This window comes from Actinomadura sp. HBU206391, assembly GCF_014323665.1.
In the GTDB taxonomy this organism is placed as follows: Bacteria; Actinomycetota; Actinomycetes; order Streptosporangiales; family Streptosporangiaceae; genus Actinomadura_C.
In genome coordinates this window covers 14,062-33,709 of the sequence record NZ_JABVEB010000058.1, presented here as the reverse complement: position 1 = coordinate 33,709, position 19,648 = coordinate 14,062, and the positions used below count along the sequence as shown (strand labels likewise).

Annotated in this window: 20 protein-coding genes and 3 pseudogenes; 9 read left to right on the top strand and 14 right to left on the bottom strand. The window is 69.7% G+C overall.

Features of this window, described 5'->3' with window-relative positions:
• On the bottom strand, positions 1–208 hold a 208-nt coding region (locus HKK72_RS18965; protein WP_222720878.1), incomplete at its 3' end, for a hypothetical protein.
• On the opposite strand from HKK72_RS18965, the gene HKK72_RS18960 reads away from it, so the two are divergent.
• Together HKK72_RS18960 and HKK72_RS18955 are read left to right on the top strand one after the other, a co-directional pair.
• Positions 209–1,231 (top strand): cyclase family protein, encoded by a 1,023-nt coding sequence (locus HKK72_RS18960; protein WP_315987332.1) that lies wholly within the window; start codon positions 209–211, stop codon positions 1,229–1,231. It begins immediately after the preceding gene.
• A gap of 20 nt (positions 1,232–1,251) precedes the next feature.
• On the top strand, positions 1,252–2,202 hold the full coding sequence (locus HKK72_RS18955; RefSeq protein WP_187235717.1) for an AMP-binding protein: 951 nt from the start codon (positions 1,252–1,254) through the stop codon (positions 2,200–2,202).
• A gap of 394 nt (positions 2,203–2,596) precedes the next feature.
• Here HKK72_RS18955 and HKK72_RS18950 read toward each other — a convergent pair whose 3' ends face one another.
• Positions 2,597–3,517, bottom strand: coding sequence for a DUF222 domain-containing protein (locus HKK72_RS18950; RefSeq protein WP_187235716.1), 921 nt, complete (start codon positions 3,515–3,517; stop codon positions 2,597–2,599).
• 277 nt (positions 3,518–3,794) lie between these two features.
• Positions 3,795–4,202, bottom strand: a complete 408-nt coding sequence (locus HKK72_RS18945; protein WP_187235715.1) for an ATP-binding protein — start codon at positions 4,200–4,202, stop codon at positions 3,795–3,797.
• 141 nt (positions 4,203–4,343) lie between these two features.
• On the opposite strand from HKK72_RS18945, the gene HKK72_RS18940 reads away from it, so the two are divergent.
• From HKK72_RS18940 to HKK72_RS18925, 4 genes are all read left to right on the top strand, one after another.
• Positions 4,344–5,150: a helix-turn-helix domain-containing protein gene (locus tag HKK72_RS18940; protein ID WP_187235714.1), complete on the top strand. Its 807-nt coding sequence runs from the start codon at positions 4,344–4,346 to the stop codon at positions 5,148–5,150.
• Positions 5,150–5,359: a DUF397 domain-containing protein gene (locus HKK72_RS18935; RefSeq protein WP_187235713.1), complete on the top strand. Its 210-nt coding sequence runs from the start codon at positions 5,150–5,152 to the stop codon at positions 5,357–5,359. Before HKK72_RS18940 ends, HKK72_RS18935 begins: the two co-directional genes overlap by 1 nt.
• Before the next feature lie 222 nt (positions 5,360–5,581).
• Positions 5,582–7,831: an ATP-binding protein gene (locus HKK72_RS42235; RefSeq protein ID WP_187235712.1), complete on the top strand. Its 2,250-nt coding sequence runs from the start codon at positions 5,582–5,584 to the stop codon at positions 7,829–7,831.
• Between the two features lie 160 nt (positions 7,832–7,991).
• Positions 7,992–9,302: a sensor histidine kinase gene (locus tag HKK72_RS18925; RefSeq protein WP_187235711.1), complete on the top strand. Its 1,311-nt coding sequence runs from the start codon at positions 7,992–7,994 to the stop codon at positions 9,300–9,302.
• Between the two features lie 243 nt (positions 9,303–9,545).
• On the opposite strand, the pseudogene HKK72_RS18920 reads toward HKK72_RS18925, so the two are convergent.
• The 4 genes and pseudogenes from HKK72_RS18920 to HKK72_RS42790 all read right to left on the bottom strand — a co-directional run.
• Positions 9,546–9,821: pseudogene (locus HKK72_RS18920) on the bottom strand (gamma-glutamyl-gamma-aminobutyrate hydrolase family protein); the annotation flags it as partial.
• A 118-nt stretch (positions 9,822–9,939) separates the two neighbouring features.
• Positions 9,940–10,062: pseudogene (locus tag HKK72_RS18915) on the bottom strand (short-chain dehydrogenase); the annotation flags it as partial.
• 92 nt (positions 10,063–10,154) lie between these two features.
• Positions 10,155–10,535: an aldehyde dehydrogenase family protein gene (locus HKK72_RS42795; protein WP_410050318.1), complete on the bottom strand. Its 381-nt coding sequence runs from the start codon at positions 10,533–10,535 to the stop codon at positions 10,155–10,157.
• Between the two features lie 74 nt (positions 10,536–10,609).
• Positions 10,610–11,253: pseudogene (locus HKK72_RS42790) on the bottom strand (aldehyde dehydrogenase family protein); the annotation flags it as partial.
• Here HKK72_RS42790 and HKK72_RS41110 point away from each other — a divergent pair.
• On the top strand, positions 11,167–11,376 hold the full coding sequence (locus tag HKK72_RS41110; RefSeq protein WP_410050319.1) for an FCD domain-containing protein: 210 nt from the start codon (positions 11,167–11,169) through the stop codon (positions 11,374–11,376). The pseudogene HKK72_RS42790 and the gene HKK72_RS41110 overlap by 87 nt on opposite strands.
• A gap of 1 nt (position 11,377) precedes the next feature.
• On the opposite strand, the gene HKK72_RS18905 is transcribed toward HKK72_RS41110, so the two are convergent.
• From HKK72_RS18905 to HKK72_RS18895, 3 genes are all read right to left on the bottom strand, one after another.
• Complete coding sequence (locus tag HKK72_RS18905; RefSeq protein WP_187235710.1) at positions 11,378–12,109, bottom strand: class I SAM-dependent methyltransferase; 732 nt, start codon at positions 12,107–12,109, stop codon at positions 11,378–11,380.
• Positions 12,110–12,288: 179 nt separating this feature from the next.
• Positions 12,289–12,915, bottom strand: a complete 627-nt coding sequence (locus HKK72_RS18900) for a TetR/AcrR family transcriptional regulator (protein WP_187235709.1) — start codon at positions 12,913–12,915, stop codon at positions 12,289–12,291.
• 30 nt (positions 12,916–12,945) lie between these two features.
• Positions 12,946–13,815, bottom strand: coding sequence for an aldo/keto reductase (locus HKK72_RS18895; RefSeq protein WP_187235708.1), 870 nt, complete (start codon positions 13,813–13,815; stop codon positions 12,946–12,948).
• A 283-nt stretch (positions 13,816–14,098) separates the two neighbouring features.
• Between HKK72_RS18895 and HKK72_RS18890 the strand changes: the two genes are divergently transcribed.
• Both HKK72_RS18890 and HKK72_RS18885 read left to right on the top strand, forming a co-directional pair.
• Positions 14,099–15,478 (top strand): chitinase, encoded by a 1,380-nt coding sequence (locus HKK72_RS18890; RefSeq protein ID WP_187235707.1) that lies wholly within the window; start codon positions 14,099–14,101, stop codon positions 15,476–15,478.
• A 205-nt stretch (positions 15,479–15,683) separates the two neighbouring features.
• Positions 15,684–15,953: a DUF4235 domain-containing protein gene (locus tag HKK72_RS18885; protein WP_187235706.1), complete on the top strand. Its 270-nt coding sequence runs from the start codon at positions 15,684–15,686 to the stop codon at positions 15,951–15,953.
• Positions 15,954–16,026: 73 nt separating this feature from the next.
• Here the strand turns inward: HKK72_RS18885 and HKK72_RS18880 are convergent, their stop codons facing one another.
• The 4 genes from HKK72_RS18880 to HKK72_RS18865 all read right to left on the bottom strand — a co-directional run bounded on the left by HKK72_RS18880 (position 16,027) and on the right by HKK72_RS18865 (position 19,644).
• Positions 16,027–16,650: a YcnI family protein gene (locus tag HKK72_RS18880; protein ID WP_222720877.1), complete on the bottom strand. Its 624-nt coding sequence runs from the start codon at positions 16,648–16,650 to the stop codon at positions 16,027–16,029.
• 119 nt (positions 16,651–16,769) lie between these two features.
• Positions 16,770–17,534, bottom strand: coding sequence for a hypothetical protein (locus tag HKK72_RS18875; protein WP_187235704.1), 765 nt, complete (start codon positions 17,532–17,534; stop codon positions 16,770–16,772).
• Between the two features lie 14 nt (positions 17,535–17,548).
• Positions 17,549–19,336 carry a copper resistance CopC/CopD family protein gene (locus HKK72_RS18870; protein WP_187235703.1) on the bottom strand — a complete coding sequence of 596 codons (1,788 nt, stop codon included), beginning with the start codon at positions 19,334–19,336 and terminating at the stop codon, positions 17,549–17,551.
• Between the two features lie 8 nt (positions 19,337–19,344).
• Positions 19,345–19,644 (bottom strand): hypothetical protein, encoded by a 300-nt coding sequence (locus HKK72_RS18865; RefSeq protein ID WP_187235702.1) that lies wholly within the window; start codon positions 19,642–19,644, stop codon positions 19,345–19,347.
• Positions 19,645–19,648 lie beyond the last annotated feature (4 nt).

The following is a 19,648-nucleotide window of genomic DNA, read 5'->3' as shown; positions in this document are numbered from 1 at the left end:
AGTCCATCGGCGGATAACTCCGCCAGTCCGTCGGAGCGTACGCAGGCGTCGCCGCCGGGGGCGAGGCCGAAGCGGCGACCGCGACGGCCGGCCCGGCCGTCCCGCCTCGCGCGTCCGGATCGCTGAGGACCGGTCCGGCGCCCGGCGCCGTACCGGTGAGGACGTCGGCGCCCACCCGCATGTCGAGGATCTCGGGCACGGTGACCACGTGCGAACGATCGGCCGGTCGGCGGACCTGTTCACCGGAGGGAAGGAGACGACGATGTCGGATGCGCCCGAGATGCGCGAGGTGCTGGGTGAGGACGCTCCGAGCAACTGGGGGAAGTGGGGGCCGGACGATGAGCTGGGCTGCCTGAACTACCTGACCGCCGACGAGGTGCTGCGCGGGGTGCGGCACATCCGCTCCGGCGAGGTGTTCACCCTCCAGATCCAGATGGGGCGCACCGACGGCCCCGGCGACCCGCTGTGGCCCGGCCGCTCCGGCATCGAGCGCAAGAACGTCCTCGACGAGGGCACCTGGGACGCGGAAGGAGCCTCGAACTTCCCCGGCGGCCTGCACTACGCCGACGACACCGCCACGATCTTCCTGCAGGGCTCGACGCAGTACGACGCGCTGGGCCATGTCTGGTACGACGGCAAGCTCTGGAACGGTTACGACGCGCGGTCCACGATCGGCGGCATGGACGTCGCCTCCGTGCTGCCCATCGCGGAGAAGGGCGTGGCCGGCCGGGGCGTGCTCATCGACATGGCGCGGCACCGCGGCAAGCCATGGCTGGACAAGGGCGAGACCTTCGACCACACCGACCTGGAGGCCGCAGCCGCGGCGCAGGGCGTGACCATCGAGCCGCACGACATCCTGTGCGTTCGTACCGGCTTCATGAAGTACTGGTACGAGCTGAACGACAAGGAGTCGTTCTACGACGGCTTCAACGAGCCGGGGCTGACCTACTCCCGCGAGCTGGTCGAGTGGTTCCAGAACCGCGAGGTTCCCAACCTCGTCACCGACACGATCGCCAATGAGGTGACCCTCGAGCCGAACACCGGGGTCGCCCTGCCGCTGCACTGTGCGCTGATGCGCAACCTCGGCGTCACGCTCACCGAGATCGCCTGGCTGGACGACCTCGCCGACGCGTGCGCGGCCGACGGGCGCTGGAGCTTCTTCTACGTGGCCGCTCCGCTCAAGGTCGTGCACGGCACGGGCGCGCCGGTCAACCCGGTCGCGATCCGCTGATCCGGCGAGAGAACACGAGCATGAGCAGCTACGACGAGCGGCCGTGGCTGGCCCGCTACGACGACGGCCAGCCGACCGAGATCGAGATCGAGCACACCAGTGCGCTGAGGATGTTCGCGGCGTCGGTGGCCCGCGACCCGGACGCGGACATCATCCGCTACTTCGACGGCCGGATCACCCTGCGCGAGCTCGACGAGCTCTCCGACGCCTTCGCCGCAGGGCTGGCCGCGACCGGGTTCGCGGCCCAGGACCGGGTGGCGCTGTACCTCCAGAACGTGCCGCAGTTCGTGATCGCGATGGTCGGCACCTGGAAGGCCGGCGGCATCGCCGTGTCGGCCAACCCGATGAACAAGGAGCGCGAGCTCGAACTCCTGCTGCGCGACTCGGGCGCGAAGGTCCTGGTCTGCCTGCAGGGCCTCTACCGGGACGTGGCGCGCCACGTCGTCGCCGGGACGGAGATCCGTACCGTGATCACCACCTCGGAGCTCGAGTACGAGACCCGTGATGACCAGTGGATCTTCTCGGGTGTCGAGCCGATCGAGTGTCCCGGTACCGTCGACATGGCCAGGCTGCTCGGGAGGTTCGCCGGTCACCGTCCGCCCGCGGTGCCCGTCGGGCCGGACGACGTGGCGTTCCTGACCTACACCTCGGGCACCACCGGGCCGCCCAAGGGCGCCATGACAACGCACCGCAACGTGGTGTTCAACGCCCAGGCCTACCGGGACTGGATCGCCATCGGCTCCGAGGACGTGATCCTGGGAGTGGGCGTACCGGACGAGTATCGCGGCGAGACCGTCAAGGCCTATGTCAGCCTGCGCCCCGGCATGACCGCCGAGCCGGCCGAGCTCATCGCGTTCTGCAAGGAGCGGATGGCGGCCTACAAGTGCCCCCGTGCCGTCGAGATTCTGGAGGAGATCCCCAAGACCGTCACCGGCAAGCTCCTGCGCCGCGAACTGCGCGCCCGCTACTGATCGCGCACCCGCGACCAGATGGTCGGTTTTGGTGGGTCATGGTCCTTTGGGTTGGTGGTCGTTTTCGCGGGGTCGGTTTGTTCGGTTTCGTGGTCGGTCTGGGCGTTGTCTGGTGTCCCGGGGTGGCAGGCAGCGGATGAGGTGGCGCCCGTTGGTGTTGTGGGTGGTCTGCACTCTGTCGGGGTTGTCTTCGATCCTTCTTCGATCCATTGGTTGTGGAAGCGGCAGGTGGGGGTGAGTTTGTCGATGTCGGTGGGGGATCCGAGTTTCCATCCGTCGAGGTGGTGGATTTCGCAGAGGCCGGTGGGGATGTCGCAGCCGTCGACGGCGCAGGTGGCGTACAGGGTGCGTAGGACTTGGCGTTGCCTGGGGGTGGCGAAGCGGGTGGTGCGCCCTAGATACAGCGGGTGTCCGTCGGGGCTGAGGATGAGTGTGGACACTCCGGCGTTGAGTGCGAGTTGCCGTACCCGCGAGGGGGGATGGGGGTGCCGTCGGGCAGCCTCCCCGGCACGCCTGCGCCCTGCAGGGTTTGGAGTTGGATGGTGACGGTGAGGGTGCTGCGGTGGTGACCGACGGTCAGGACGCTGATGAGGGTGTCGGCGCGTCGTTGGGCGTGGTCGCGGTCGTCTCCGGCGCCGGTGGGGGTGGTGAGGGGTTCGATGATGTCGTCGAAGGCGGCGGCGTCTTCGGGGGTGAGCCATCCTTTGAACCAGGCTGATCCGTCCAGGGTCTTGGACTTTTCCAGCCAGGAGCGGGTGAAGGGGCGTTTGGCGTCGGGGGGTGGTTTGCCGGTGCCGTCGCGGTCGGCGATGACCTCGCGGATGCGTTCCCCGGCGCGGGCGACCTCACCGGCCGAACATTCCTGTTCGGCCAAGCCGAGCAGATGCTCCTGCGCGGCCTGAGCGTCGTCATCGTTCAGCCGGTTGACGGTGTGGGCGATCGTGCTCGCATACCCGTAGGGCAGCTCACCGCAGGTGAACTGCTTGCTCACCACACCCAGCCGCGGCAGCTGGCGCGACAGCAGCACCCGCTCGCCGGCGCGCCCCGACCGCATCCCGAGGTGTTTCCGCAGCCATGCGGAGGTGGAGGAGAACCCCCACCGCCGCGCTTCTCCGCTGCGGTCGACGACCCCGATCAAAGATGACAGGGCGGCCTCACCCACATCGAGCGCCCGCCCGAGGTCTTGGGCCAGTTCCATGCATGCGGCCGGGGACTCCACGTCCGGGCGGGCGGCCAGCTCCGACACGATCGCTGAGACGGCCTCCACCAACTCACCCGGTGGGGCGCCATCCAGATCGATCGTTACTGACCGCACATCCCAACTCTACTTAAAGTCACCACCACGAGTCGAACAAACATTCGACATCAACGGTGACAATCGCCTTCCCTGTCATTCCGATCAACCCCTGGGGGTGTTAGCCGTATCGCCACCGCTGGTCCGGTCTTCCCCTGCCGGACGAGGGGTGCGCGCGCCGGCCGGGCCGTCCGGCGCGCGCACGTCTTCAGATGGCTTCGGGCCCGTCGGCCACCAGGGTGGGTCCGTCTATGAGACGCCCATGGTCACCCGCCGGCCGGTGCTGCTGTGCGGCGGTTCACCACGGCCCGACCGCCAGCCTGGCCCAGACCCACTTGCCACTCGGTGTGGTCCGGCACACGCCGCATTCGGACGCGATCGTGCGCACCAGGGTCAGCCCCCACCCTCCGTTGTCGTCGAAGCCGTCCGGGGACAGGTCCAGGTCCGCCGGCTCCAGCTCTCTGATCGGCTGAACCTCAGGCATGAGATCACTGGAGTCCCACACGGCAAGAAGAACGGAACCGACCTCTCGGACGAATCTGAAGCGGATCTTCTCGCCCGGGGTCGCCTGGCAGGCATTGGTGATCAATTCCGCGGCGACGAGGCACGTGTCATGGGCGATATCCGTCAGCGTCATGGCGGCGAGCCGGTATCCGATGCGCTGACGCATCTCGCCCGCCACGGTTCTGGCCGCGATGCACGTCACGTCCAACTCGTCAGCGCCTATGGCCTGCATATTCGCCCGCTCCCCGTCTCTGTCGTTCGCGGGACAAGAGTCGCGCCGTGGAACTAGCTTTTCGCTGACTCCAGAGTCATTAGAGACAGCGGAAACTTCGGGGAGTTGTCCATGAGTCTCAGACAGTCGCTCGACCCGAGATCGTCGATGTGGCACTTACTGGCCCACTACCTGCACTTTCTCCGGGTGAAGCACGATCTCTCATGCGCCGGCGCGGGCAGGATCGCGAAGGCGGCACGCCAGACCGTCTCTCACTGGGAGGCGGGTCGGCTCAAGCCGTCAGAAGACCAGGTGGCGGCGCTGGACAGGGAGTACGGAACCGGAGACCTGCTCAGTCTCCTGCTCTGCCACGCCAAGACCGGCCATGATCCCGACTGGCTGAAGACCCATCTGGAGCTGGAGGCGAGGGCCTCGGTGCTCAGGATCTATGAACTGGGCTGCGTACCTGGCCTTCTTCAAACCGAGGATTATGCTCGCACGCTGTTCGTTTCGGCCGGATTGCGTGATGTGGAAGGACAGGTCGCACGGCGCATGGAGCGCCAGCGGATCCTCGGGAGGGATGATCCACCCCATCTATGGGTTCTGCTCGCCGAACCGGTGCTCGAATGGCAGGTGGGCGGGTCTGAGGTCATGGGCGGGCAGCTGATCCGGCTGCTGGAGATGTCGGAGCTGCCGAATGTCGTGCTGCGGGTCATACCAAAGACCGTCGGCGCTCACCTGGGCCTGAATGGCAGTTTCAAGATCATGAGGATTGCCGGGTCGGATCTCGCGTATACGGAGGCCATGGGCGGTGGCAGACTGGTGCAAGGATCTTCAGAGGTGGAGACGTTCCAGTCGTGGTACGACCACATTGGGGCGGTCGCATTGCCCGTCGACTCCTCGCGAGAACTGATGAGGAATATGTTGGAGATCAGCTGATGACGGAGTGGCGTAAGTCCAGCCGTAGCGGAAGCCTGGAGAACAGTGACTGCGTGGAGGTCGCCGACCTCAACGGCGCCATCGGCATTCGGGACAGCAAGGCGCCCGGCATCGGGCATCTGCGCATCTCGGCGGAGAGCTTCGCCGATCTGCTCGACCGCGTAAAGCGGGATCGGTTCGACATCGCGGCCGTGATAATCATCGAATGAGCTTGAAGGCGGTCCCCATCGACGCGCCGACATACGTCTGTACCGAGCCTGACACCCAGGAGGTCACGGACGTCCTCTTCGACTTCCGCCGACTTCATCCGCCGCCTGCGCGCCGACGGCGCCCACCACTGAGTCGGCGGGTGACCGTGCCGGGTCGGACGCCACCGGCCTTCTGTGCCCTGTGACCTTGTGCGGGCGCGGGACCCGCGTGAGGCTGGCGGCGTGACCGACCGCATTCGCAACGAGATCTCCGGCGGGGTGGTGATCGGTCCCGCAATCATGGGCCGCGACATCACCCTGCGGTTACCGGCCCCGGTGCCGCCGGCTCTGGCGGGGCTGCCGCCGGGATCGGCGGCCTTCACCGGTCGCGACGCCGAGCTGGCCGAGGTGCTCGAGACCCTCGCCCCCGGGGGCGAGAGCGGCGGCCCGGCGGCGGTGGTGGTGACGGCCGCGGCGGTAGGCGGCCTGGCCGGTGTCGGCAAGACCGAGCTCGCGGTGCAGGCCGCGCGGGCCGCGCTGTCGCGAGACTGGTTCCCAGGTGGAGTGCTGTTCGTGGACATGTTCGGCTACGACGACGCCCGCCGCCGCGACCCCGGCCAGGTGCTGGACGGCATGCTGCGGGCCCTGGGGGTGCCCGGCCAGCACGTGCCGCCCGACGGCGACGATCGCGGGCGTCTCTATGCCTCGGTGCTCGCTGAGTTCGCCGCGCGGGGGCGCCGCATCCTCGTGGTGATCGACAACGCTTCCACCGGCGAACAGGCCCGTCCGCTGCTGCCCGCCGACGGCGCGTGCGCGGCGATCGTGACCTCCCGCCACACGCTCGGGCTGCTCGGGGCGCGGCTGCTCGACCTCGACGTCCTCACCCCCGCGGCGGCGGTGGACATGCTCGACCGGACGCTTCGGGTGGCCCGCCCGCACGACACCCGCGTGACCGACCATCCGCACGGCGCGGCTGAGGTCGCCCGGGTGTGCGGGCACCTGCCGCTCGCGCTGCGGATCGTCGCCGCGCTCCTGGCCGAGGACCCGTCCCGGCCGCTGTCGGCCATGGCCGCCGAACTGCGCGGCCCGCGTCCGTTAGAGGAGCTCCAGTACGCCGAGAAGGCGGTACGGAAGGCGTTCGAGCTGTCCTACCGGCGCCTGGACGGCGAGCAGGCCCGCGTGTTCCGGCTCCTCGCGCTGAACCCCGGCCCCGAGGTGGCCACCGAGGCCGCTGCGGTTCTCGCCGGACTGGACGACGCCGTCGCCCGGCGAACGCTCGAGGGACTGGCCCACGCGCACCTCGTCGACCGCGGCACCGGCTACGGGCGGTGGCGTACGCACGACCTGGTCCGCCGGTTCGCCGACGACCACGGACGGCACCAGGCCGCGGCGGACGGGCGCGAGGCGGCGCTGACCCGGCTGGACGATCATTATCTGACGACCACCGGGGCGGCCATCGCCCGGCTGGCCCGCCAGGACGGCGCCGCCGACAAGTTCCCCGACCAGCGGACCGCGCTCGAGTGGCTGGACACCGAGTACCCCAACCTCAGGGCGACCGTCCTGACCGCCGGCGGCGGCCGCCCCGAGGTCGCGCTGAACCTCACCCTGGCGCTGGCCCACTTCCTCGACCGGCGGCGGCGCTTCAACGACTGGATCGCGCTCGCGCACCTCGCCCGGGCGGCGGCCCGCGAACTCGGCGACGTGCGGGGCGAGGGCCGGGCGCTGAACGGGCTCGGGCTGGCCCTGCGGCAGACCCGCCGGTTCGAAGAGGCCGTCACCGCGCATCAGGACGCCGCCCGGCTCTTTCAGGGGATCGGCGATCGGTACGGCGAGGCGTCGGCGCTCAACAACCTCAGCCTGGTCCTGCGCGAGCTGCGCCGATTCGACGAGGCGATCACCGTGCTGAGGCAGGACCTGGAGATCTGCCGGGAGCTCGCCGACCCCTATGCGGAAGGCCTGGTGCTCAACAACCTCGGCCTGGCCCTGCGGGAGGACCGGCGGCCAGGCGAGGCCGTCACCGTCTGCCGGGATGCTCTCCGGATCTTCCAGGACCTGGGAGAGGCCTACGGCGAGTCCTCGGCGCTCAACAACCTCGGCATGGCGCTGCGGGAGCTGGGGCGGTTCGACGAGGCGGTCGCCGTGCTGGGGCAGGACCTGGAGATCTGCCGGGCGTCCGAAGACCGGCACGGTGAGGCCCAGTCGCTGAACGCGCTGGGCCTGGCACTGCGCGAGCTGGGACGGCCCGAGGAGGCCGTGGCCGCGCACCGGGACGGCGCCGACATCTTCCGCGAGCTCGACGACCGCCACGGGGAGGCCGGGTCGCTGAACGCGCTCGGCTTGGCGCTGCGCGAGCTCGGACGGTTCGAGGAGGCCGTGATCGCGCACCGGGCCGCCGCGGGTATCTTCCGTGACCTCGACGATCGGCACGGCGAGGGCGTCGCACTCGATGACCTGGCGCGGACCCGAGAGACCCGGTGGTCCGCAGCGCACTGATCTTGAGCGTCGGGAGGGGGCCCGGCGCCTGGCACTTGGCTTTACCGACTGTTGGCTGAACTTTGCCACCCCTTGGGGTCATTCCATTAAATATGCACGCATATTTAATGGTTCGGGGGTGTTTGTGCTGCTAAGGAATCGGGCGTCGCTTCGTACGCGCATGACGTTGACGGCGGGGGCCGTCGCCGCGCTGGTCTGCGTGACGATCAGCGTGGCCATCGTCATCGGTATGCACGGCAAGGACGTCAACGACAATCGACATCGGGCCGTCGAGGCCACGGAGCGCGTGGTCGTGCTGGTCAGAGAGGGCCGGCTGCCACGCGTGCTGCGGCCGCGCGGCGTACGGGCGATCCAGGTCCTGGACGTGCACAGGCGAGTGATCGCGGCGTCCGAGGATCTCGTCGGCAAGCCCGCGATCGCCTCCTTCCATCCGGCGGGAGGCGAACTGACGGCGGTACGGGACCTGTGTCCTCCGACAGGGCTGACGGGCTGCATGACCGTCGCTTCTCATTGGGCGATCCAGCCGGAGGGGAACTGGGTGGTCTACGCGGGACGCCCCGTGCCCGGCTACGGCGGCCCCACGTTCGTGCTCCTGCTGGCCGGAGTCTCGTTACTGGTCACCGCGATGACGGCGGCGGGGGCCTACCGGGTGGTCGGCCGGACGCTGGCCCCGGTGGACGCGATCCGGTCGGAGGTCGCGGAGATAACCGCCACCGGTCTGGGCCGGCGCGTTCCGGTGCCGAAGAACCGGGATGAGATCAGGTCATTGGCCGAGACGGTCAACGACACGCTCGACCGGGTCGAGTCCGCCTACGAGCAGCTTCGGCGCTTCACCTCGGACGCCTCGCATGACCTGCGCAGCCCGATCACCGCGATGCGCGCCCAGCTGGAAGAGGCCCTGATGTACCCCGAGGACAGGGACTGGCCTCAGATGACCCGAGCCGTGCTCCAAGGGGTCGAGCGACTGCAGGCGGTCGTGACGGATCTGCTGACCCTGGCCCGGCTGGACGCCGGCGAACCGCCGCGGCACGTCTCCACCCACCTCGCCGGACTGGTCACCGCCGAATTGGACCGATACCCCCGCAAGGCCGAGATCGTCAGGGCCCTGAACGGCGGCGTGGTCGTCGAGTGCGACCGGCTGCGCCTGAGCCGGTTGCTCGCCAACCTGCTCGACAACGCCGAACGCCACGCGAAATCGCAGATCACCGTCACCGTCCGAGGAGAGCCGGGCGTGGCGGTGCTGGAGGTCCTCGACGACGGCGATGGAGTGCCCGTCGAGATGCGAGAGGTGGTCTTCCGGCGCTTCGCGCGGCTCGAGGCCTCGCGCAACCGGGACTGCGGAGGGACGGGGCTCGGGCTGGCGATCGCCCGGCAGATCGCCGAGGCGCACGGCGGCACCCTGACCATCGAGGACAGCGAAAAAGGAGCCCGCTTCGTGCTACGGCTACCCCGTGCCCATGTCTGGATGTGAGGAGCGACCGGCGGCAGGTGGGGCCAGGCACGTCACGGTGGGTACATCCAGAGATCATCGGCGTCGGTGGGAGGCCGTCGCCTGATCGGCTTCCTACGCTTGGCGTCGACCCCCAGAAGGCGTGTCCAGAGCGCCACGGCGGACCCGCGGATCCGACGGCGAAGATCGTGAATCGCGGCGGAGGTGGCCCTCTTCTGGGGCGTGTCAGGCATAACGCTTCGACGTGTGAAGGCGTCACCTGGTTCACCCGCGATCAGCGGATGGAGCGGGCGGCCGCCACGAGCGCCTCGCCGAGTGCGGCGGCGAGCCGGCTCCGCGGTTCCACCTGCACCGGGGCCCGCCCGTACACGCCCGGTGCCGGAGCGTGGCCGAGGCCGCGACCACGTCCGGCAGGTGCTGGATCAGGGTGCCGCCGAGCGCCACGTTGAGCACCTGCTGGCCCCGGCAGATGCCGAGAAACGGCAGGTCCCGGTCGAGCGCCGCCCGCACCAGGGCCAGCTCGGCCTCGTCGCGGAAGCCCCGGACATGTCCGGGGCTCTCGTGCGGCTCCGCGCCGTAGGCGGCGGGGTTGAGGTCCCTCGCTCGTCACGTCCGCCCGGATGAACCGCCCCTGCTCGTTCACCGACGCGGCGGCCTCCTCTCCCGAGGCCTCGTCGAGGTCGGCGATCACGACCGTGGTGCCCTCGGCGGCCAGGCGCCCCACGGTGGCCAGCCCGATGCCGCTGGCTCCGCCGGTCACGCGGCCCTCCAAACGCTGCATCTATCAGTTCCTCTCGATCACCCACCCCGCCGTGATCATGCAGTTGTTCCCGGTGGTGCGCGAACAACTGCATGATCACGGCGGGGAGGGGGCTATGTGGCGATGAAGACGTTCTTGGTCTCGGTGAAGGCGTCGAGCGCGTCGGGGCCGAGCCCGGACTGCTTGAACCCGCCGAACGGGGTCGAGTAGCGCACCGACGAGTGCGAGTTCACCGACAGGTTCCCGGCCTCGACGGCACGCGCGACCCGCAGGCCGCGGCTCAGGTCGCGGGTCCACAGCGAACCGGACAGGCCGTACGGGGTGTCGTTGGCGATCCGGATCGCGTCGGCCTCGTCGTCGAACGGCGCCACCGTCACCACCGGCCCGAAGACCTCGTCGTGCCAGGCCGGCACCGACGCGGGGTCCTCGGTGGCGAGGACGGTCGACGGGAACCAGAAACCCGGCCCGTCCGGGGCGGAACCGCGGAAGGCCACCGGTGCGTCACCGGGACGTACGCCGCCATGCGGTCCCGGTGCGCGGCGCTGATCAGCGGGCCGACCTCGGTCTTGGGGTCGCGCGGGTCGCCGACCACGACCGCCTTGACCGCGGGTTCGAGCAACTCCATGAACCGGTCGGGGACGGAGCGCTGGACGAGGATCCGCGAGCGGGCGCAGCAGTCCTGGCCGACGTTGACGAAGACGGCGTACGGCGCCGTCGAGGCGGCCTTCTCCAGGTCGGCGTCGGCGAAGACGATGTTGGCGCTCTTGCCGCCAGCTGCAGCGTGAGCCGCTTCACGTCGGGCGCGCAGGCCGCCACGATGCTCTTCCCGACCCACGTCGACCCGGTGAAGACGATCTTTCGGACCGCCGGATGCCGTACGAGCCGGTCGCCCGCCACTGGCCCCGCCCCCGGCAGCACCTGCAGCACGCCCTCGGGCAGACCGGGCAGGTTGCCCGCCTCCCAGCGCGCCTGGCCCACCGGATGCCCGGCGTTGACGACCTCGAGCTCGGCCAGTTCGTCGAGGTGGGCGTCGACCTGTTCGGCGAAGGAGCGCAGCAGCCCGGCGCGGTCACCGGGGGTGACCGAGCGCCACGACGCGAAGGCCCGGTCGGCGCGCTCTCGGAGCTGCTCTCGGCCGCCTGCGCAGACGCGCGGAAGCGCGTCACCGACCTGCTCGACGCCATCCCGGTGCTCCAGCGCACCATCGAGCACGCCGCCGGTCAGCACGCGGCCATCGCCGAGGCCATCCCGGCGGGTGATCCGGACGCGGCCCGGCGCGCGGTGGCCGAACATCTGGAGGGCACGGGAGCACTGCTCCGCGGGTTCCTCGCGTGAGTCAGGCCGATCTCCTGACCGCCCGCGCGACGTGCACGGTGTAGGGCATCTCGAACGTCTCGCGCCCGGCGAGCTCGGGATGGCCGCGGCGGAGCATGTCCAGCTCGTCGAGGATCCGCCGGCGCTCCTCGGGAGTCGCGGTGATGAAGTAGGAGTACGACGAGGCGAGGTCGGCCAGCCCCTCGGGCGTCTGCGTGATCGTGTAGGGGAACGCCGTGGTCTCGACCTCGGTGAACAACGGCCCGAACGACAGAGGCGTGTGCTCCCGGACCGCCTTCCAGCCGTGGAGCAGCCGGAAGTACTGGACGGTCCAGTCGTCGCCGGTGGGCCCGTGCGTCAGGGCCGCGAACACCCCGCCCGGGCGCAGCACTCTGGCGATCTCGGGCAGGGCCCGGTCCGCCTCGAACCAGTGGAAGGCGGTGCCCGCGACGACCGCGTCCGCGCTCGTGCCTGGCAGCGGGATATCTTCGGCACGGCCCGGCGCCGCCGCGACCCCGAGCGTGGTGATCAGCCGGTCGCGCATTCTCGGATCCGGCTCCACCGGGACGACCTCGTGGCCCGCGTCGATCGCCACCCGGGTCAGCAGACCGGTCCCCGCCCCGAGGTCGACGACCCGCCATCGCCCCGTCCCGAGCGGCCGCAACGCCCACTCGACCGCGGCGGCGGGATAACCCGGCCGCACCCGGTCGTAGAGCTCGGCCGAAGCGCCGAACGAGAGCCGACGATCGACCATCCGCTGCCTTTCCGCTCGATATCTCACCGTCGATGTCCCACGCTCGACATCGCACACTCGCCGTCCCACGCCAGATGTTCCACGCCAGATGTCCCCGCAGGTGTCTCAGTTCCCGAGCCTCGCACAGCGCCGAGCCGCGCCGGCCTTGAGAGGGGCGGCATTCCCGCCGCGCCGCTCGGTCAGGGGCGAGGCCCGGCGAGCAGACCGTGCAGAGCGGCGGCCGAGAGGGCGTCCGCCTCCGGTTCGGACAGCGGCGCGTGACCGGCCAGCAGCCGGAAGACCAGTGGCCCGAAGAGCAGGTCGGTGGCCGTACCGGCATCGACGGAGCCGTCCGCGTCGCCGCTGTCGACGGCACGCCGCCACAGCTCGGCGATCGCGGCCCTTCGGGCGTCGAGGAAGTACTCGCGGAAGTACGGCGTCGCCTCGGGGTCGGTGACGCACGCGGCGAGGAGCTGCGCGAACACGGCACCGGTGCGGCCGGTATAGAACGCGCTGACCCGGCGGACCTGCTCGCGGAGGTCCGAGACGGCAGAGCCCGTGTCGGGGAGCGGGATCGCTTCGGCCATCCGGCGGCCGAAGGCCTCGGCCGCTACGGCGGTCCGGGAGGGCCAGTGCTTGTAGATGGTCGCCTTGCTGACCCCCGAGCGGGCGCTGATGGCGTCGACGGTGGCGGTGGGCAGCCCGCCCTCGTCGAGCAGATCCTGGGCCGCCGACAGTGCGGCGTCGCAGGCGCGAACGCTGCGCGGGTGGGCGGGCGGGGCCGGCCTGGGCCGGTCCCGCCCACCCTGCTCAGCGCGCGGCGACATCGTCGCGGTCGGTCGAGACGGCCACGCACATCAGCCGACGGCGCGGGTCAGCGCCGCGAACTCGTCGTCGCCGAGCTCGATGGCGGCCGCGGCGACGTTCTCCTCGAGATGCGACACGGTCGACGTGCCGGGGATGGGCAACATCGCCGGGGAGCGCTTGAGCAGCCAGGCCAGCGCGAGCTGTGACGGGGTGGCGCCGTGCTCCTCGGCGATTCCGGCCAACGGGCCGCCCGGCTTGGTGAGCTCACCGGTCGCTAGCGGGAACCACGGGATGAAGGCGAGCCCGTTCGCCTCCGCGTGGTCGAGCAGCGGCTCGGCGTCGCGCTTGGCCAGGTTGAACAGGTTCTGCACGGAGACGATCGGCGCGGTGCGGCGGGCCTCCTCGACCTCGTCGACGGTGACCTCGCTCAGACCGATGTGCCGGATCTTGCCCTCCTGCCGCAGGGCGGCCAGCTCGCCCACCTGGTCTTCGACCGGGACCTTCGGGTCGATCCGGTGCAGCTGGAGCAGGTCAATGCGCTCCAGGCCCAGATGGCGCAGGCTCAGCTCCACCTGCTGACGAAGGTATTCAGGGCGGCCGATCGGCACCCATCCACCCGGCCCGGTGCGGGCGAAACCCGCCTTGGTGGCGATGACGAGGTCATCGGGGTAGGGGTGCAGGGCCTTCCTGAGCAGCAGATCGGCCGTGAAAGGGCCATAGGCGTCGGCCGTGTCGATGAACGTGACGCCGAGTTCGACCGTACGGCGCAAGACCCGCACGGCCTCGTCCGGGTCGCGTGGATCGCCCCAGACGCCGGGCCCGGTGAGTTGCATCGTGCCGTAGCCGAGGCGGTTGACCGTCAGGTCGCCGCCGATGGTGAAAGTCCCCGACGCGTCCGCGGGCCGTATTCCGGTGGACATGAATTCCTCCTAAGTGAACTGAACGTTCAGTTCACACTAAGAGTCCCGGCGCTTCGGGCGCAACACGACGGCGGACGGCGAAGAGGGTGCCCGCGCGCTCTTGACGCGCAGTTGATTCTCCGCGTTAGATTGGTCAGCAATATTTAAGAAACCTTCCTGTCAGTTCGGCGCGCGCCGTTCATCGCGGCCGTTGATCCCTGACCGAAGGGCGGGCGAAAGGAGGTATGAACTGCGCATTCCGCCTCTACAGCTGAATTCCTGACCTCCTGTGAGGACCCCCGCCATGAATCAGGAACGCATCTCCCGTCTCCGCCTCCGTCTGCTCTTGGGCGCGCTCGTGACGTCCCTGCCCCTCATCGCCACCGGGCTCGCCCCCGCCTGGGCCGCCACCGGCCAGATCGCCGGCTATGGCGGCAAGTGCGTCGACATCGCCGCGGCCTCCAGCGCCAACGGCACCAAGGTCCAGCTCTACTCCTGTAACGGCACCACCGCACAGCAGTGGACGGTGGGCACCGACGGCACCATCCGCGGGCTCGGCAAGTGCCTCGACGTCGCGGCCGCCTCCAGCGCCAACGGCACCAAGGTGCAGATCTACGACTGCAACGGCACGACGGCCCAGTCGTGGACCGCCGCCTCCGACGGCAGCCTGCGCGCACTCGGCAAGTGCCTCGACGCCACCGGTCCCAGCTCGGCCGACGGCACCGCCCTGCAGATCTGGGACTGCACCGGCGCCGCCAACCAGAAATGGACGCTGCCCAGCGGCGGCGGAACCCCGCCGCCCGCACCGGGCAAGATGGCCGGTGCCCCGTACCTCTACATGGGCTGGGGCAGCCCGCCCAGCGCCACCTCGGTGATGAGTTCCACCGGCGTCAGGTCGTTCACCATGGCGTTCATCCTGTCCGGCGGCGGCTGCAACCCGATGTGGGACGGCCAGCGGCCGCTGGCCGGCGGCGTCGACGCCCAGACGATCTCGTCCATCAAGTCCGCGGGCGGCAGCGTCCAGGTCTCGTTCGGCGGCTGGTCGGGCAACAAGCTCGGCCCGAACTGCTCGTCGGCCTCCGCGTTCGCCGGCGCCGTTCAGCAGGTCATCAACGCGGTGGGCCCGGCGGTGGTCGATTTCGACATCGAGAACTCCGACGAGTTCGGGAACTACACGGTGCAGGATCGCATCCTCGGCGGACTCAAGATCGTCAAGCAGAACAACCCGAACGTCAAGATCGCCGTCACCTTCGGCACCGGCACCGGCGGCCCCAGCGGCGACGGCATCCGGCTCATCAACCAGTCGAGGGCCCTGAACGTGCCCATCGACAACTACACGATCATGCCGTTCAACTTCGGCGGTGGCGCGAACATGTACCAGAACACCGTCAACGCGTCCGAAGGGCTGAAGAACGCGCTCAAGAACGCCTGGGGCTGGAGCGACGCCCAGGCTTACGCGCACATGGGCATCTCCGGCATGAACGGCCTGTCCGACCAGAGCGAACTCACCACGACGGCGACCTGGACCCAGATCCGCGACTGGGCGAGGTCACGGGGCCTCACCCGCCTGGCCTTCTGGTCGGTGAATCGTGACCGTCCCTGCCCCGGCGGGGGAGTGTCCGAGAGCTGCAGCGGCACGTCGCAGAACAACTGGGACTTCACCCGCATCACTGCCGGCTTCTAGCCGGCACCGGATCTCGCATCGTTGACTTGCGGCGTGTCGTTGGTGCTGAGCACAGCGCTCCAACGACACGCCGCAACTCAACGGGCTCCTGTCCGCTGTCGCGACGCCCGCGGCCTTTAGTGAGATGCGGTCCGGGTTTAGGGGCCTTTCGGCAGGGCACTGGGGGCTCAGCCTGTGCGAGAGCAAGGCCGAACCTGGAGGACTGATGGACAAGCTCGCATACAGAGCGATCACGCTGGGCACTGGGATGCTCGGCGGCCTGCTGGCCGGGATGGCGTTCAAGCAGGTCTGGAGATTGGCGGCAGGGGAGGACGACGCCCCCGACGCCACTGACAAGCACCGGTCATGGGGCGAGGTGCTGATCGCGGCGGGCATGCAGGGCGCGGTGTACGGAGTGGTGAAAGCCGCCGTGGCGCGGGCCGGTGCCGTAGGCGTGCACAGGGCCACCGGCACCTGGCCGGGCGACGACGATTGAGGAGCCAGTGACTGAGGAGCCGGCGATCAGAAGCAGGGCCCCGGCCGACCGGCGGCCGCGCCGGCGTTCGTGATCACTGGCGAGATCTGCGGATCACCATCGCGGCGCACCCGAGCGCGATGACCAGCGCGGCCCCGGACAGCCCCATGGCCCAGTGAGCGGCCGGAGAGCCGGCATCTGAGCGTGCGTCGTCGCCGGAGTTCCCGATCGGCAGGCTCACGGGCCGCCCGGCGCCGGCCTGCGACGGCGGCAGGAGCTTGAGCACCGGAGCGGGTCGCTCCGGCTCGGCGCCGCCACTCTGCGGCTCCTGGATCCAGCGCACCACCTCGCCGTCGCTGTAGTGCTGCAGCGTCTTGAAGACCATGGCATCGGCCTTCGGCAGTGGTCCGGCGCTCACGGCGAACTCGTCGTACTCGTCCGGCCGGATGCCCGCCTTCGGGTCCGTCGCGGTCCAGATGATCTCGCTGACCGCCTCGGTCACCTTGGCGCCGTGTGCCTCGATCGGCGTGGCGGGCTTGGTCTTCTTGAGCTCGTACGACCAGCCGGGGTGCGGCTTGACGCGAACGGACGCCACCGGTAGTTCGGGCGGCAACTGCACGTCGACCTTGACGGTATTCGCGTCGTCGCGTTCGTTCGGGACCCGAAAGATCAGCGCGGCATAGGCGCCCTGTGTCGCCGTGTCAGGCGCGACCGTCACGTGTGCCGAGGCGACCGCCGCCCCGAGCCCGATGAGAAGCGTCGCCCCGGCTGCGATTACCGCGCCTCGAATGGAATGCCGCCACATGTGTTTCTCCACTGGTCGTCAAATGGTCTTGATCAGCCGAGCCGGTCAAGGGTGACCTTCATCAGCTTTTCGATTTTTTCCTTGGAATCGGCGCGTTTGCCCATCTTGTGAATCTGGGCGTAACCGAGGTAGATGACGGCGTTCGACTTGTGCGCGACGATGGTGACGAGATCGTCGTAGGTTCCCGTGTTGAGGTCCGGCGGTGAGGTGTGCGCCAACTGCTGCGCGAAGCCCGTCCATCCTGCGGATTCGAACGAGCGGCGGTTGACCTTGTAGTCGCCGACGACGACCGGCGGCCCGCCGATGACGGTGAAGGAACCGGGGCACTTGGCCGCCTCGGCCAGTACGGTCTTCATCCCCTGGTCGGCCAGTGCGTCCGTCGTGAAGACCACCGCGCCCTGCGTGACGACGGGCAGCGTGGACCGCTGCGGGTTCGTCGGCCCGACGATGAAGCGGCCGGTGGGATTGCCGCCCACCAACTCGACGGCCGGTTGTACCTGCACCGTGGTGTCGTCGGCGCGCTGGACGTAGGGGCAGGTCGGCACGCTGCTCGGCGGGGTGTAGATCACATGTGAACCATGGTCGGAGTCCTTGAACTGCACCGCCCCCTTGCCGATGTCCTTGGCGGTGGCGAACCCGAGCTGGACGGAGTTCACGGTGTACGGCGGGTGGGTGAGTTTCTTGCCGGAATCGTCGCCGCAGCCGGCCAGGACGGCGGACGCCAAGGCCGCAGCGGTGGCCGCCGCCATGAGTCCGACACGCCGTTTCCTCTTGCCATGAAGACGCGCGAGCCCCATCTGTCCGTATCCTTTCAGCGCGCTGTGAATGAGAAGTGCACGGGTACCTCATTGAACTCAGAGGTTCGAATGTCCAGCCGCAGAGTCCACGGACCCGGATAGGGGATGGAGATCGCGCTCGCGACATAGTGGCCGGGTTCCGCCGCGGACAACTTCACCGGCAGGGAGCCGATGTTCTTGTCTCCGGATTCCAGCCGGCCGGAGATCTCGGGAACGTTGACCAGCGAGTCGTCCTTGGCCACGAGGTAGATGTCGGCGACATTCGGTCCCTGCTTCGCAGGTGTCAGCTCGACTTCGACGCGACCGCCGTCCAGGCCGGTATTCGTTCTCGCCGTGGCCGGAATGGCGACCTTCGCCCGTACCGGCGGCGCGTAGGCGGTGCGAGCGGGAGCGGTGTTGACCAGCACCGTGGTCAAGGACAGAGCCCCGACCCCGAGTATCACCTCGGCCGCCACCGAGCGGCGCAGGCGGCGCAGCGCCGCGGCGGGCACGGTCTCGCCTGACCGGCGCCCGTGGCGCCGGACGAACCGCCGGCCCTGCGCGGCGAGCGCCACGATGACGAGGACGACGCCGAACTTCACCAGAAGGAGCCGCCCGTACTCGGTGCCGACAAGGGCGCCGAGCGTTCCGACCTGCCGCCATGACAGGTACAGGCCGGTCGCCGCGATGACCGTGAAGCAGACCTGCGCGAGGCCCGAGAACCGGGGGAGCGCCGGTTCGAGAAGGGGCACGCGCTCGGAGCGGCCGGCGGCCGGGCCGACGACACATGCCGTGAGTGTGACCAGGCCGCCAAGCCACAGTGATATCGCGAGCAGGTGCAGGCCGGTGACCGGCACTGCCAGCCATGCCTGCGGGCCGATGTGCGCGTGGTCGGTCAGCGGCCAGGTCGACACCAGCGCGACACAGCACATCGCCCCCACGACGAGAACGGCCGCCGGCACCGGTGTTCCACGGGCGGCGGCGCCGGCGCCGGTGTCACCGCGGCCTCGCCGCCGGACGACGATCGCGAAGACGACGGCCAGCGCGAACGCGATCTCGAGACGCGCCAGCAGCGCCTGGCCGATCCGCGTGCCGAAGGTCAGGCGCAGCACACCGGGGTCGAACACCGTGGTCAGCGCCTCGCCGGTTGTGTACGGGCCCTGGGCGAGGAACACCACGACGGTCCCGAGGCCGAGCGCGGCGAAGCCCGCCCAGACGATGAGCCGACCGCGGCGTTCCCGTACGCCGGCGGGCCAGACCACGCCGAGCAGGACGGCGCCGCCGAGCGCGAGCGCCAGGCCCAGGAAGGCCAAGCCCCGTCCGACGGCGTGCACGGTGGGCGTCACCGCGCCGGTTCCCCGTTCGGTGGAGGCGACCGAGACGCTCGGCTCGCCGACGCTGAACCGGAAGGCTCCGGAGATGACGTGCGAATCCGCGGACAGGACCCGCCACGCGACGGTGTAGGTGCCCCTGCGCAGGCCGGCGGGCAGCGCCGCCGCGGCGGTGTTCGCCTTGCCGGCCGCGTGCTCGGGAGCACCGATCTCTACCCTGTCGCCGCTGGAGTCGAGCAACTGGATCGACTGTGGAGTCAGCGTCACCGCTTCGTTGAACCGAAGCCACGCCTGCCGCGGGGGCGAGTCGGCGACCGCGTTGTCGACGGGAGAGGACTCGAGGAGCTCGGCATGGGCGTAGGCGGGGCGGAACATCGCGCCGAAGGTCAGCTCGACGGCGAGACCGCTCACGACGAACGCCGCGATGAGCAGGATCCGAAGGGCCGGTCCGCGGTGGTCGCTGCGCCTTGCCGGGTGAAACTTGTCGGTCAATACGTGCATCAATCTGTGCGCAGCTTGCTGACCAGGGAGAACACGCCATTGCGCGCGATGGCGATGACGTGGTCGTCGTAGGCCATGGAGTGATCGTCGGCGAAGCGTAGCTGACCCATGAAGGTCGAGAAGCCGGAGAGCCCGGCGAGGTGCTCCGCGACCTTGGCTCCCTGCGTGGCCCCGGCCTGGCGTACCGCCGAGCAGGCGGCCGTGACGGCGGCGAGGGTGAGCAGAGCCACACCCATCGCCGTCGCACGCACCGCCTGCCCGGAGTTCACCGCCGGCGTTTCACGTCGACGAGTGATCATTGGT

Excerpts from the sequence above, each read along its gene's own strand:
- HKK72_RS18955 (WP_187235717.1), top strand. The coding sequence starts at position 1,252 with ATGAGCAGCTACGACGAGCGGCCGTGGCTGGCCCGCTACGACGACGGC.
- HKK72_RS18865 (WP_187235702.1), bottom strand. The coding sequence starts at position 19,644 with ATGATCACTCGTCGACGTGAAACGCCGGCGGTGAACTCCGGGCAGGCG.
- HKK72_RS18925 (WP_187235711.1), top strand. The coding sequence starts at position 7,992 with ATGACGTTGACGGCGGGGGCCGTCGCCGCGCTGGTCTGCGTGACGATC.
- HKK72_RS18875 (WP_187235704.1), bottom strand. The coding sequence starts at position 17,534 with ATGGGGCTCGCGCGTCTTCATGGCAAGAGGAAACGGCGTGTCGGACTC.
- HKK72_RS18935 (WP_187235713.1), top strand. The coding sequence starts at position 5,150 with ATGACGGAGTGGCGTAAGTCCAGCCGTAGCGGAAGCCTGGAGAACAGT.
- HKK72_RS18890 (WP_187235707.1), top strand. The coding sequence starts at position 14,099 with ATGAATCAGGAACGCATCTCCCGTCTCCGCCTCCGTCTGCTCTTGGGC.
- HKK72_RS18895 (WP_187235708.1), bottom strand. The coding sequence starts at position 13,815 with ATGTCCACCGGAATACGGCCCGCGGACGCGTCGGGGACTTTCACCATC.
- HKK72_RS18940 (WP_187235714.1), top strand. The coding sequence starts at position 4,344 with ATGAGTCTCAGACAGTCGCTCGACCCGAGATCGTCGATGTGGCACTTA.
- HKK72_RS18885 (WP_187235706.1), top strand. The coding sequence starts at position 15,684 with ATGGACAAGCTCGCATACAGAGCGATCACGCTGGGCACTGGGATGCTC.
- HKK72_RS18900 (WP_187235709.1), bottom strand. The coding sequence starts at position 12,915 with ATGTCGCCGCGCGCTGAGCAGGGTGGGCGGGACCGGCCCAGGCCGGCC.
- HKK72_RS18905 (WP_187235710.1), bottom strand. The coding sequence starts at position 12,109 with ATGGTCGATCGTCGGCTCTCGTTCGGCGCTTCGGCCGAGCTCTACGAC.